We start from the raw sequence: 12,850 nt of genomic DNA on the forward strand, positions 1-12,850 counted from the left end.
CCCCACCCCGGTCGCCCGGCCGGCCTAACAAACCCCCCTTATGTTTTGACCTTGCACCGTGCCGGGTACCGGGTTGGGGGGCCGGGCGCGGCGCCCCCGGGGCCCCCCCCCCCCCGTCCCCATGGTCACCGGCAACGCCGAGGCAGCGGCCGGCTGCCGGGTCACCTACGCGGTGTCCAACCAGTGGCAGGGCGGCTTCGGCGCCGCCGTGACCATCGACAACCTGGGCGACCCGATCTCCGGCTGGCAGCTGACCTGGTCGTTCCCCGCCGGTCAGGCGGTGACCCAGCTGTGGGGCGGCACGGTCGCGCAGTCCGGCGCCCAGGTGAGCGTGACCAACGCCGAGTACAACGGGAGCCTGCCCACCGCAGGCACGGCGAATTTCGGCTTCAACGGCTCATGGACCGGCAGCAACCCGGCACCGGCGACCTTCACCCTCAACGGCGTCGTATGCACCGGCACCACGGCACCCGGCAGCCCGACGCCGACCGCACCGGCCACCACTCCACCGGTGACGACCCCACCGGTGACGACACCGCCGCCGACCACCCCGCCGGCCAGCTCGACCTTCACCAATCCGGTGGTGTGGCAGGACTTCGCGGACGGCGACATCATCCGGGTCGGCGATGTCTACTACTACTCCGCATCGACCATGCACTACTCCCCGGGAGCACCGGTCCTGCGCTCCTACGACCTGGTCAACTGGGAATACGCCGGGCACTCCGTACCCCGGCTCGACTTCGACTCCAACGCTTACGACCTCAACGGCAGCCGCGCCTACGTCAAAGGCATCTGGGCATCAGCATTCAACTACCGCCCCAGCAACAGCACCTACTACTGGCTGGGCTGCACCGAGTTCAACCGCACCTACGTCTACACCTCCACCAACGCCGGCGCCGGTTGGGCCAAGAAAGCACGCATCAACAAGTGCTACTACGACGCCGGACTGCTGTTCGACAACGACACCCCCTACGTCGCCTACGGCAACGGCACCATCAGCGTCGCCCAACTCTCCCCCGACCTGACCTCCGAGGTCCGCTCACAGACCGTCTACCAGACCCCGTCGAGCATCGGCACCCTCGAGGGCTCACGCATGTACAAGCGCGGGAACTACTACTACATCTGGCTCACCCGCCCCGCCAACGGCCAGTACGTGCTGCGATCGACCAGCCCCTGGGGCCCGTACGAGCAGAAACAGGTCCTGCTGAACCTGCCCGGCCCGATCTCGGGTGGCGGCGTTCCCCACCAGGGCGGTCTCGTACAGACCCAGAACGGCGACTGGTACTACATGGCGTTCACCGACGCCTACCCAGGCGGGCGGATGCCCACCATGGCCCCGATCAGCTGGAGCGGTGACGGGTGGCCGGTGCTGCAGACCGTCAACGGCCGCTGGGGCGCCAGCTACCCGCGCCCGAACCTGCCCTGGCACCCACTCACCCCGATGACCGGCACGGACACCTTCACCGGCACCAGCCTCGGACCGCAGTACGAATGGAACCACAACCCGGACACCACCAAGTTCAGCGTCAACAACGGCCTGCGGCTCTCGACAGCGACCGTCACCAACGACCTCTACAACGCGCGGAACACCCTGACCCGGCGCATCCAGGGACCGTCGTCCACCGCGACGGTCAGACTCGACTACTCCACGATGGCCGACGGCGACCGCAGCGGCCTGGCCATGCTGCGCGACCAGTCGGCCTGGGTCGGTGTCCGCAAGGACAACGGCGTCACCCGGGTCTCCATGACCAACGGTCTCACCATGTCCACCAGTGGCTGGACCACCACCGGCACCGGCACCGAGGCAGCCGGCGCGACCGTCTCCGGCGGCACGATCTGGCTACGGGCAACCGCGAACATCCAACCCGGCTCCGGGCGTACGGCCACGTTCTCCTACAGCACGAACGGCACGACATTCACCACTCTCGGCCCGGCGTTCACCCTGAACAGCGACTGGCAGTTCTTCATGGGCTACCGCTTCGGCGTCTTCAACTACGCCACCCGCGCCCTCGGCGGTTCCGTCGCCGTGAGCCAGTTCGCACTCACCACACCCTGATCACGATGCCCGGAGGTGCCCCCGTGCGAGGCCTGCGTACCCGTTTGCTTCTCCTGACCGCAGCGACCGTGGCTGTGGGAGCCGGCCTCCTCGGGGTGGTGAGTGATCCGGCCGCCGCCGAGTCGAACGGCGGCGTCCGGGTCATGCCGCTCGGCGACTCCATCACCGAGGGCACCCAGGTGCCCGGCGGTTACCGGATCGGGTTGTGGCAGCGCATGGCCACCGGTGGGTACCGCGTCGACCTCGTCGGCTCGCAGTACAACGGCCCGGCGAACCTCGGTGACCATGACCATGAGGGGCACCCCGGCTGGCGGATCGACCAGATCGACGCGTCCATGAGCGGCTGGCTACGTGCCACGACCCCGCGCACGGTGCTGCTGCACATCGGCACCAACGACATCCTGCAGAACTACGACGTCGGCAACGCCCCGCGGCGGCTGACCACCCTGATCGACCACATCACCGCCGCGGCACCGAACGCCGACGTGTTCGTGTCGACCCTCATCCCGCTGTCCTCGGCCTCGCAGAACAACGCCGTCCGCACGTTCAACGCCGCTGTGCCGGGCATCGTGCAGGGTCAGGTCAATGCCGGCCGGCGGGTCCGTCTCGTCAACATGTACAGCGCGCTGACCACCGGCGACCTCATCGACGGCGTCCACCCCACCGCCACCGGGTACGACAAGATGGCCGCGCGCTGGTACGCGGCGCTGCAAGCGGTGCCCGGCAGTATCGGCACCCCCGGCGGTGGCAGCCCGTCACCGACGACACCGGCTCCCACAACCCCCGCGCCCACAACCCCCGCACCCACAACCCCGCCGCCCGTTGGCTCCGGCTGCACCGCGTCCTACGCCGTCACCGGTCAGTGGCAGGGCGGCTTCCAGGCCGAGATCACCGTCACCGCCGGCAGCCGGGCGATCGCCGGCTGGACCGTCACCTGGCAGCTCCCCGGCGGCCAGAGCGTCACCCAGGCGTGGAACGCCACGGTCAGCACGAGCGGCAGCACCGTCACCGCCACGAACGCCGACTACAACGGTGCCGTCCCCGCCGGCCAGAACGTCCGGTTCGGCGTGCTCGGTACCACCCAGAGCACCGCGGGCACCCCCACCGCGCAATGCACCGCAGCCTGACCCCTCATGCCCCGGAGGAAGCGCCGTGACACCCCATCGCGTCCGTAGCCTGTTCGCCCTTCTCGCCATGGCATTGCTGGTACTCGTCGTGCCCGGGCCGGCACAGGCCGACAACCCGATCGTGCAGACCGTCTACACCGCGGACCCGGCACCGCTGGTCCACAACGGGCGGGTCTATCTGTACACCGGGCACGACGAGGACGGCTCGTCGTACTTCACGATGAAGGACTGGCGGGTCTGGTCGTCGGCCGACATGGTGAACTGGACCGACCACGGGTCACCGCTGAGCCTCGCCACGTTCAGCTGGGCGAGCAGCAACGCCTGGGCCGGTCAGGTCGTGCAACGCAACAACAAGTTCTACTGGTACGTGCCGGTGACCGCCCGGGCCACCAACCGGATGTCCATCGGCGTGGCCGTCGCGGACAGCCCCACCGGACCGTTCCGGGACGCGATCGGCCGTCCGCTCGCCGACACGAACGAGATCGACCCGACCGTGTTCGTCGACGACGACGGCCAGGCCTATCTCTACTGGGGCAACCCCAACCTGTGGTACGTGAAGCTCAACGCGGACATGATCTCCTTCACCGGAAGTCCCACCAGGATCCCGCTGACCACCGCCGGGTTCGGCACCCGCACGGGCGACGCCAACCGGCCCACGCTGTACGAGGAGGGGCCCTGGGTCTACAAGCGCAACGGCCTCTACTACCTGGTGTACGCCGCCAAGTGCTGCTCGGAGTTCATCGCCTATTCCACCGCTCCGGGCCCGCTCGGACCGTGGACGTACCGCGGCACGGTCATGCCCACCCAGGGCAGCAGCTTCACGAACCATCCCGCCGTCATCGACTTCAAGGGCGGCTCGTACTTCTTCTATCACAACGGGGCTCTCCCCGGCGGGGGCGGTTACACCCGCTCGGTGGCCGTGGAGCAGTTCACCTATCGCGCCGACAACACCATCCCGACCATCACCATGAGCACGACCGGGGCTCCGCAGATCGGCACGCTCGACCCCTACGTCCGCCAGGAGGCGGAGACCATCGCCTTCGAGTCCGGTGTGGAGACCGAGGCCACCGCGACCGGCGGACGTAACGTCTCCTACGCCGACAACGGCGACTGGATCAAGGTCAAGGGCGTGGCCTTCGGATCCGGGGCGGCCTCGTTCACCGCGGCCGTCGCGTCCGCGACCAGCGGCGGGAGAATCGAGGTGCGCCTGGACGGCGCCTCGGGCCCGCTGGTGGGCACGTGCACCGTCGCCGGCACCGGCGGGTGGCAGAACTGGGCGAATGTCTCCTGCCCGGTCAGCGGGGCGACCGGCACCCACGACCTCTACCTGCGCTTCGCCGGCGGGAGCGGCACCTTGTTCAACCTCGACTGGTGGAGGTTCACCGCGCCGGGCGGTACGACCACCCCGCCGACCACCCCGCCGCCGGCCGCCACCGGATGCTCGGCGGCCTACCGCACCACCAGCACCTGGTCCGGGGGCTTCCAGGGCGAGGTCACCGTGACGGCCGGCTCCGCACCGCTGAGCTCGTGGCGGGTCGGCTGGACCCTGGGCGCCGGCCAGAGCGTCGATCAGGTCTGGAGCGGCACGCTGACCACCAGCGGTTCGGCGGTGACGGTGGCGAGCGCCGCCTACAACGGCACGGTCGCCGCGAACGCATCGACGACCTTCGGGTTCCTGGCTCAGGGCGGCGCGTCGGAACCGGCGCTGACCTGCGCCGGTTCCTGACCGCCCCGCGCGGTGCGGGTGCCCGGCGCCAGGCCGCGCAGGATCGTGGCGAGGATGAACCGCTGCCCGGCCGGGGTCGGGTGCACCCCGTCGGTCTCCAGCAGTTCCCGCGGTCCGTGCGCCCGCATCGCGGCGTGCGGGTCGAGGCACCCGGCGTCGATCGTCCGGACGACGGCGGCGATGCCGGCAACCGCGGCCACGTCCCAGCTCAGCGGGAGCGCAGCGAAGAACTCGTCGGCCGACCGGCCGTCGACGGCCGGCGGTGTGATGAGGGTGACCTCGGCGCCGAGCTCGCCGGTGATGAGCTGCACCAGGGCTCGCAGATTGCGCTCCGTCTCGCGGACGGTGGCCATCGGATAACCGGTGGTCCGTCCGTGCCGCCGGGCGTCGTTCGTCCCGAGCATCATCAGGACCCGGGTGGGCCGGGCCGCCTCGATCAGATCGAAGCGTTCCAGTACGTCCGCTGTCGTGTTACCGCTCAGCCCGAGGTTGTGCAGGGTGAAGCCTCCGGTGCCGGTCACGGCGACCGCCGCGTCGAGCATCTCGAACCAGCCGACCCGGTCGGCGGTGATCGAGTCACCGACGGCCACGACGCGGTCGCCGGCGCCGAACGGCAGTGCCTCGACCGCCGCCCTCAGCCCGGGATCCGTGAGCAGCCCGGCCGCGGCGCGGACGGCCTCGGCCCGCATCGCCTCGATCTCCGCGGTCACCTGCTCCGGCGGGACACCCAGCATCCCGGCGAGCAGGTCGCGGTGCACGGTCGCGTCGACCGGGCGGCGGTCCAGCATCGGCCAGCGTTCGGTACGGGTGTATCGCAGGAACTGGCGGCGATCGTAGGCGGAAAGGGGCGCGTTCACGCCGGTGTCTCCTGTCGGTTCGGGGGTCATCCCTTGATCGAGCCCTGCAACAGGGCGGCGACGAAGCGGCGCTGGAAGATCAGGAAGATGATCAGGGTGGGCGCGAGGATGAGCAGCGATCCGGCGCACAGCAACGGGATGTCGGTGCCCCACTGGCCCTGGAAGGCGCCGAGCGCACCGGCCATGGTCCGTTTGGCGGGGTCGTCGACCAGCACGATGGCCAGCAGGAACTGGTTCCAGGTCCAGAGGAACAGCAGGATGCTCAGCGACGACAGGGCCGGCTTGGCCAGCGGGACGTGGACCCGCCGGAACAGCTGCCAGGTGGAGGCCCCGTCGATGCGGGCGGCCTCCGACAGTTCCTCGGGCATGTTCACGAAGTGCGCCCGCATCCAGAGCACGGAGAAGGGCATGAACAGGCCGATGAGCGGCAGGATGATGGCCCATCTCGTGTTGAGCAGGCCCATGTCGCGCACCTGGTAGTAGAGCGGGGTGATGAGGCCTTCGAAGGGCAGGGTCAGACCCAGGACGAAGACGATGAACCCCACCCGGTGCCCCGGCATCCGCAGATGCCCGAACGCGAATCCGGCCATGGTGCCGAACAGGACCGACAGGGGTACGACACCGAGCACGATCAGAGCACTCGACAACAGCAGGCGGTCCATGTTCGCGGCGCTGAACGCGTCGGCGAAGTTGCCCCACTGCGGGCTGCTCGGCCACGAGAGCCCGTCGGGATAGGTGCCCGACGGGTGCAGGGCGGTGACGAACAGGCTGATGAACGGCAGCACGGTCATCGCCATCAACAGGACGAGCAGGACTCGCCCGGTCAGGGTCTCACGACGGGTGACGATCATCGGGTGCCGTCCCTGGTGAACCGTTGGATGGGCAGGACGCAGAGCAGGACGAGGACGGTCAGGGCGACGGCGAGCGCCGAGGCCATGCCGACCTCGCGCTCCGCGAAGGCGAGGTAGTAGATCTCGAGCCCGGGCACCATCGTGGAGTTGCCGGGACCGCCCTGCGTCGAGACGTAGATGATGTCGAAGCTGGCCAGCGCGGAGATCACCGTGACGGTCACACAGACGCCGATCTCCTGGCGCAGGCTGGGCAGCGTGATGGACCAGAACTCGCGCAGCGGGCCGGCCCCGTCGAGCCGGGCGGCCTCGTACAGCGAATTGTCGATCTTGCTCATCCCGGCCAGTAGCAGCAGGGTGCAGAGACCGACCTGGACCCACGCGCCGATCACCCCGACCGCGGGCAGCGCCGTGTCGAAGTCGCCGAGCCAGGCCCGGGTGACCCCGCCCAGGCCGACGGCGGAGAGCAGCTGGTTGATCAGACCGGTGGTCGACAGCAGCCAGGTCCACATGATGCCGGCCGCGACCAGGGGAATGACCTGTGGCAGGAACAGCACCGTCCGGGCCACCAGCGCGAGCCGGCTCTGCGCGATCCGCCGGATCGTCGCCGCCACCGCCAGTCCCAGCAGGACCGGGACGAAACTGAAGTACACGATCAGTTCGAAGGCGTGCACGATCGTGGCGAACAGCTCGGAGTCGGTGAACAGCCGGAGGTAGTTGTCCAGGCCGACCCAGGTGGCCGCGCCGATGCCGTTCCAGTCGTAGAAGGAGTACTGCACGGTCAGCAGCAACGGGCGGATGACGAAGGTGGCATAGACCACGACCGCCGGCAGGGCGAAGAGCCAGCCGAGCCAGGCCGAGCGGGGGCGGCGCGCACGCCGCCCCCGGGGTGAGAGGGTCATCGGGTCAGCCCTTGACCTGACTCTCGTAATCCTTCTGCACCGCGGTCAGCAGCCCCTGCGGCGTCTGCTGGCCCGCGACCAGCTTCTGCAGCTGCGGTGTCCAGCTCTTGGCGTAGATCGACCCGGTCGCGTTGGCGATGAAGTCCATCGAGCCGTTGTCCTTGCCGATGGTCGCGCCGGCCGCCAGGGTGCCGGCGGTGACGGTGTCCGCGCCGACCGCGGGCATGTAGGCGTCCGTCGGGCCCATCGGGTGCGATCCGCCGACCGTGACCCCGATGTCGCGGGCCTTCTCGTTGGTGGCGACCCAGTTCAGGAAGAACGCCGCGCAGTCCGCGTTCGTGGACTTGGCGCTGATGCCGTACGTCAGCGGTGCGGACATCGCCGCCTGCTTGCCGACCGCCTCGTTCGAGGGCATGAGGAAGAAGCCGGCGTTACCGGCCATCTGCTTGTCGAGGTTCCCGGATTCCCAGTCACCGCTGAAGATGAAGAGGTTCTTGCCGCCGATGAAGCGGCTCATCATCATCGCGTAGTCCTGCGAGTTGATGTCCGGGGCGAAGAACCCGGCCTTGATCCACTTCTCCAGGTGCTGGGCCGCCTGCACGTTGCTGGGCGTGTCGATGGTGGAGCCCTGCTTGTTGAAGATCCAGTCGTTGATCGGCGCGGCGTCGCCGTACGCCGCCATCAGGTTCTGCAGCGGGAACGCGAGACCGCCGGTGGCGCCACCGTTGAACTGGTTGATCGGGGTGATGCCCGCGTCCTTGGCCTTCTGCAGCACGGTGTCGAACGCGGCCAGGGTCCTCGGCGCCTCGGTCATCCCGATCTGGGCGGCGAGCTTCTTGTTGTAGAAGATGCCCGTCATGCTGAAGTTGAGCCCCATCGCCTGCAACGATCCGTCGCCGCGTTCCCCGTCGGCACCGAACCGCATCTGTTCGAGCTGCGAAGCCGGCCACTTGTCCCAGCCGTACGCCGTGGCGTAGCTGTCCAGGTTCAGCAGCAGGCCGTCCTTGGCGAGCTCCGACACCTGTGGCACCCGGACGAGGTCCGGCGGGTCGTCGGAGAGCACCCGCGGGGCGTTCTGGGTGATGACCGCGAACTGGTCCTCGCGGATGTCCCACGTGACGTTCGGGAACTGCGCGGTGAATTCCTCGGAGAGGGTTCTCGGCAACGGGAACCCGGTCTCGAAATAGCCCTTCAGCTTGACCGGATCGGTGCCGCAGGTGGACTTCACGTTCACCGGCGCGCTACCGCCGGTGGTGACCGGGTCGCCACCAGGGGCACTGCACGCCGTCGCGGCGAGCGTTCCCGAGAGGGCGAGGACAGCGACCATACGTTTCATGAAAGGCACTCCTCGGTGGATCGGTGCGGAAAGGGGAGATCAAGCTGGGGTGTGCAGGCTCCGGAGCGTGCTGACCACGTCGTCCTGCCAGGTCGCGGCGGCGGGCCAGGAGCCGGTCAGGGCCAGCGATCCGTGCACCGCCCCCGGATAGACCTCGAACGACACCGGCACGTCCGCGTCGGTCAGCCGCCGGGCGTAGCGCTCGCCGTCGAGGCGCAGCGGATCGTGCTCGGCGCTCATGATCCGGGTGGCCGGCAGGCCGCTCAGATCACTCGCGAGCAGGGGTGACACGAGTTCGTCGCGTCGGTCGTGCGCCGGGCCGAGATAGAGATCGCCGCAGAGCCGCATGTCGTCGACCGTGATGCCGTAGTCGTCGGCGACACCCGACTCGCGCATGGTGTCCAGCGTCAGGTCCAGGGGCGGGACCTCGAGCACCTGAAGGTCGATGCGCGGACCGCCGCGCTCCCGGGCGAGCAGGGTCACCGCGGCACTCAGGTTCGCACCCGCGGAGACGCCACCCACGGCGACCCGGCCCGGGTCACCGCCGAGCTCCGCGGCGTGCTCGACGGCCCAGGTCAGTCCCGCGTAACAGTCCTCGAGCGGCGCCGGGAACGGGTGTTCGGGGGCCAGTCGGTAGTCAACCGCCACGACGACACAACCGGCACGCCGGCTGCGGTCGTGGCACAGGGCGTCGTTGACCAGTTCGTCGACGGAACCGAGCCAGAATCCCCCGCCGTGCAGGAAGACATACACCGGCAGGGGCCGGGTGGTGTCCGGGCGGTAGACCCGGAGCCGCAGGTCGCCGCCGGGCCGGTGGACGACGACATCCCGGACACCGACCGGCTGCACCGGCGCTCCGAACGTCTCGAACAGCTCGTCGGAGCCGCGGAGGATGGCAGCCCGGCGTACCGCGACAGGTGCACCGGGATCTCCGGAATCGGGCTTGGTGGCCAGGAAACTCTCGACCGCTGCGGACAACGCCATGGCCACCTCTCCGGTGCGATTGACGAGTTCGTCACACGTACGAAACATCACCGCCAACACCAAGTCAAGAGTTTTTATAGAAGCACTTTTATTACGTCGTCGCAGGTCAGCAACGGACAGTTCACACTTCAGGTGGTCGAACGCTCGACCAGGTGGACATCGAGCACCGTGGCCGACCGCAGCCCCGCCCCGCCGATGTGGCCCAGCAGCACCCCGAACGCGGTGCTGCCCGACTCCTCGAACGGCTGGCGGATCGTGGTCAGATCGGCTGCCGCCGCGGACTCGCCGTCGTCGAAGCCCATCACGGCCACGTCCTCGGGGACCCGCAGTCCGCGGTCCCGGGCGGCCAGCAGGACACCGACGGCGAGCGCGTCGTGGTGCGCCATGATCGCGGACGGACGGTCGGCGGCGTCCAGCAGGCCGGCGGCCGCATGCCGGGCCGCCTCGACCGCGTTGTCACTGGTCGCGACCGCCACCGTGGCCCCGGCCCGGGCCGCGGCGACCCGGAACCCGGCGAGCCGTTTGACCGCCTGGGACTCGTAGTCGGAGACCTGGCGCTCCAGCAGATAGCCCAGCCGGCGGTGTCCCCGCTCCAGCAGGTGCCGGGCGGCGATCCGGCCGCCGTCGTCGTCGTCGATCACCACGCGGCTGAACAGGTCACTGTCGGCGTCGACCACCACGGTCGGCAGACCTCGCCCCCGCAGCCGTTCGGCGATCCCCGGTTCGATCTGCAGCCCCATCACGATCAGGCCGTCCAGCCGCCCGTGGATGGGCATGCTGGCCAGCGTGGGGGACGACGTCGACGCCGCCGATTCGTGGTCGAAGACCAGCACGTCGGTCTCCAGCTCGGTCGCCGCGGTCAGCACCCCGGACAACCGCCGCAGGAACGAACTGTAGGAGGTGAACGGCGCCATCACCCCGATCCGGCCGGTGCCCTGCCGCGCGAGACTGACCGCCTGGACCTTCGGCACGAAACCCAGCTCGTCGACGACGGCCAGCACCCGGGCCCGGGTCGCCGCACGCACCCGGTCCGGCTTGTTCAGCACGTTGGACACCGTCGAGATGCTGACCTGGGCCCGTTCGGCCACCTCGTAGATCGTGACTCGATGTGCTGCCACCGCTGCCCGCCTTCGCTCCGCCCGGTGGATTCGTCACGGGTGCCGGCGTCAGCAGCCGCCGAAGCACTTCGGCAAAAGCACTCTAACAGTCAGGACACCGCCCGCGGCCCGGCACCGCTTCCACGGTACCGGGCTGTTGATCGGACGAGCCGGATCAAAGGGTGAGCACGAGGGTGGAGATACTCCGGGCGCCGACGGTGACGGTGACCTGTCCCCCGCTCACGCCGGTCGGCTGGGCGGCCGCGTTCGCGGTCTGCGAGGTGAGGTAGTACTCGGCCTTCGTGACGTTCTGCGGGGCCTGGAACACGGCGTTGGAGACCGCGCTGGTCGATCGGTTCAGGATGACCAGCGTCAGCTTTCCACCGCCCTGGTAGGCGGTCACCTCGAGCGGTGCGGCCTTGGAACTCTTGGTGAGCGCGACGCGCTGATAGCCGGGACGGACGTATTTCGCGTACTGCGAGAAGGCGAACCCGCGCTTCAGCGGTGCCCCCGCGGTGGTGCCGTAGGCCGCCTCCCCGTCACCGATGAAGGAGTAGTAGCGCTTTCCGTACCACCAGATGTAGGCATTCCAGTTCGATTCCATCGACTTGTGGACCGTACGCATGATGTCGTCGAGGGTTTCGTCCCAGACCGCCTGATTGCTGGGATTGCCCCAGATGTTGGAGCCGTTGCCGTCGGCCTCGTGGAAATTCCACTCGGTCATCCACACCGGCTTGTCGTACTGCTGGGCCAGGGCGTACGGCCTGAGCCGCCCGGCGTCCTCGGTGCCGTACAGGTGACCGCCGATGTATCCGACGTTGGCGCGGGCGCTCGCGTCGGTGAGCGACGGATCGGTGTAGCCGTAGTTCATGTTCACCGCCTCGGCGACCATCAACCTGGTGTTCTGCACCTTCGCGCCCTGCTCACGGACGAAGGTCTGCAGCTCGGTGCCGCTCCAGTCCATCGAGTCGTACGCGGGGTGCCAGTCTGGTTCGTTCTGCACCGAGGTGACGTCGATCGTCACACCCTGTCCGCGCATGTACTGCACATAGCTGTTCAGGTGATTGGCATAGTCGTCGTAGTAGTCGGTCTTCAGCTTGCCGCCGTTGATCCGGCTGTTGTTCGTCTTCCAGGCCGCCGGAGCGGTCCACGGTGACGCCAGGATCTTCACGTTCGACCCGGACGCCTTCGCCGTCTTCAGCGCACTCACCTGCGCCGGCCACTCGCTGGAGACCGGCGAGATGCCGGTCCGCACGATGGACAGACCCAGTTGGCCGGCCCCCGTCCCGACCAGCGTCTGCGTCTCGGCCGTGGACCAGGCGCCGCCCCAGATCGAGACCGCGGCCCCGAAACCGTCGACGGTCTGGTATCTGGTCGCGCTGGTGACGGTGACGTCCGGGGCGGCGCCGGGTGCCGGGGACGTGGTGGGCGGCGGTCCGGTGGTGGGTGTCGGCCCGGTGGTAGGTGTCGTGCCTCCCGTACAGGCGACGCCGTTGAGCGCGAACGCGGTGGGGGCGGGGTTGCCGCCCGGCGACGAGCCGTTGAACCCGAACGACGTGGTCGCACCGGTCGCGACGGCCCCGTTGTAGCTGACGTTCGTGGCGGTGACCGCGGCACCGTTCTGGGTGAGCGTGGTGTTCCAGGCCTGCGTGACGGTCTGGCCCGCACTGTAGGACCAGGTCAGGGTCCAGGCGGTCACCGGGTCACCGAGGTTCGTGAGAGCGACGTCGGCACCGAAGCCGCCCTGCCACTGCGAGGTCACCGTGTAGTTCACCGAGCAGCCCGTGGCGGCGGCCGCGGCCGGCATCGCCGCGACGGTGCCGGCCGCAGCCACCAGAACGGCTCCGGCCGACGCCGTCACCGCCTTGCGCCAGGTGATTCTGCCCATGACATTCCTCCTGAACGGGAACGGACGAC

The 12,850-nt window shown here is 69.0% G+C and carries 10 protein-coding genes; 3 read left to right on the top strand and 7 right to left on the bottom strand.

Translation table 11 applies throughout. The features are described 5' to 3' along the window. Nucleotides 1-121 precede the first annotated feature (121 nt). The 3 genes from ACIA6A_RS18480 to ACIA6A_RS18490 all read left to right on the top strand — a co-directional run bounded on the left by ACIA6A_RS18480 (nucleotide 122) and on the right by ACIA6A_RS18490 (nucleotide 4,909). Nucleotides 122-2,056, top strand: coding sequence for a family 43 glycosylhydrolase (locus tag ACIA6A_RS18480; protein WP_396098890.1), 1,935 nt, complete (start codon nucleotides 122-124; stop codon nucleotides 2,054-2,056). 98 nt (nucleotides 2,057-2,154) lie between these two features. Next, on the top strand, nucleotides 2,155-3,183 hold the full coding sequence (locus ACIA6A_RS18485) for a cellulose binding domain-containing protein (RefSeq protein ID WP_396098891.1): 1,029 nt from the start codon (nucleotides 2,155-2,157) through the stop codon (nucleotides 3,181-3,183). A gap of 67 nt (nucleotides 3,184-3,250) precedes the next feature. Beyond that, nucleotides 3,251-4,909 carry a family 43 glycosylhydrolase gene (locus ACIA6A_RS18490; RefSeq protein WP_396099006.1) on the top strand — a complete coding sequence of 553 codons (1,659 nt, stop codon included), beginning with the start codon at nucleotides 3,251-3,253 and terminating at the stop codon, nucleotides 4,907-4,909. Here the strand turns inward: ACIA6A_RS18490 and ACIA6A_RS18495 are convergent. The 7 genes from ACIA6A_RS18495 to ACIA6A_RS18525 all read right to left on the bottom strand — a co-directional run bounded on the left by ACIA6A_RS18495 (nucleotide 4,864) and on the right by ACIA6A_RS18525 (nucleotide 12,821). Next, nucleotides 4,864-5,766, bottom strand: coding sequence for an SGNH/GDSL hydrolase family protein (locus ACIA6A_RS18495; RefSeq protein ID WP_396098892.1), 903 nt, complete (start codon nucleotides 5,764-5,766; stop codon nucleotides 4,864-4,866). The two genes, ACIA6A_RS18490 and ACIA6A_RS18495, sit on opposite strands and share 46 nt — an antisense overlap. Before the next feature lie 26 nt (nucleotides 5,767-5,792). Beyond that, nucleotides 5,793-6,617, bottom strand: coding sequence for a carbohydrate ABC transporter permease (locus ACIA6A_RS18500; protein ID WP_396098893.1), 825 nt, complete (start codon nucleotides 6,615-6,617; stop codon nucleotides 5,793-5,795). Continuing rightward, the gene (locus ACIA6A_RS18505; RefSeq protein ID WP_396098894.1) at nucleotides 6,614-7,516 is read right to left on the bottom strand and encodes a carbohydrate ABC transporter permease; all 903 of its coding nucleotides are present in this window, start codon (nucleotides 7,514-7,516) and stop codon (nucleotides 6,614-6,616) included. The genes ACIA6A_RS18500 and ACIA6A_RS18505 overlap by 4 nt, the downstream gene beginning before the upstream one ends. A 4-nt stretch (nucleotides 7,517-7,520) precedes the next feature. Then, nucleotides 7,521-8,852, bottom strand: a complete 1,332-nt coding sequence (locus tag ACIA6A_RS18510) for an ABC transporter substrate-binding protein (RefSeq protein ID WP_396098895.1) — start codon at nucleotides 8,850-8,852, stop codon at nucleotides 7,521-7,523. Between the two features lie 39 nt (nucleotides 8,853-8,891). Then, nucleotides 8,892-9,836: an alpha/beta hydrolase gene (locus ACIA6A_RS18515; RefSeq protein ID WP_396098896.1), complete on the bottom strand. Its 945-nt coding sequence runs from the start codon at nucleotides 9,834-9,836 to the stop codon at nucleotides 8,892-8,894. Nucleotides 9,837-9,964: 128 nt separating this feature from the next. After that, nucleotides 9,965-10,954: a LacI family DNA-binding transcriptional regulator gene (locus tag ACIA6A_RS18520; RefSeq protein WP_396098897.1), complete on the bottom strand. Its 990-nt coding sequence runs from the start codon at nucleotides 10,952-10,954 to the stop codon at nucleotides 9,965-9,967. A 154-nt stretch (nucleotides 10,955-11,108) separates the two neighbouring features. Next, complete coding sequence (locus ACIA6A_RS18525; protein ID WP_396098898.1) at nucleotides 11,109-12,821, bottom strand: cellulose binding domain-containing protein; 1,713 nt, start codon at nucleotides 12,819-12,821, stop codon at nucleotides 11,109-11,111. Nucleotides 12,822-12,850: the final 29 nt, after the last annotated feature.

Source organism: Actinoplanes sp. NPDC051494, from assembly GCF_044454705.1.
Taxonomy (GTDB): domain Bacteria; phylum Actinomycetota; class Actinomycetes; order Mycobacteriales; family Micromonosporaceae; genus Actinoplanes.

Excerpts from the sequence above, each read along its gene's own strand:
- ACIA6A_RS18510 (WP_396098895.1), bottom strand. The coding sequence starts at position 8,852 with ATGAAACGTATGGTCGCTGTCCTCGCCCTCTCGGGAACGCTCGCCGCG.
- ACIA6A_RS18490 (WP_396099006.1), top strand. The coding sequence starts at position 3,251 with ATGGCATTGCTGGTACTCGTCGTGCCCGGGCCGGCACAGGCCGACAAC.
- ACIA6A_RS18515 (WP_396098896.1), bottom strand. The coding sequence starts at position 9,836 with ATGGCGTTGTCCGCAGCGGTCGAGAGTTTCCTGGCCACCAAGCCCGAT.
- ACIA6A_RS18505 (WP_396098894.1), bottom strand. The coding sequence starts at position 7,516 with ATGACCCTCTCACCCCGGGGGCGGCGTGCGCGCCGCCCCCGCTCGGCC.
- ACIA6A_RS18525 (WP_396098898.1), bottom strand. The coding sequence starts at position 12,821 with ATGGGCAGAATCACCTGGCGCAAGGCGGTGACGGCGTCGGCCGGAGCC.
- ACIA6A_RS18480 (WP_396098890.1), top strand. The coding sequence starts at position 122 with ATGGTCACCGGCAACGCCGAGGCAGCGGCCGGCTGCCGGGTCACCTAC.
- ACIA6A_RS18500 (WP_396098893.1), bottom strand. The coding sequence starts at position 6,617 with ATGATCGTCACCCGTCGTGAGACCCTGACCGGGCGAGTCCTGCTCGTC.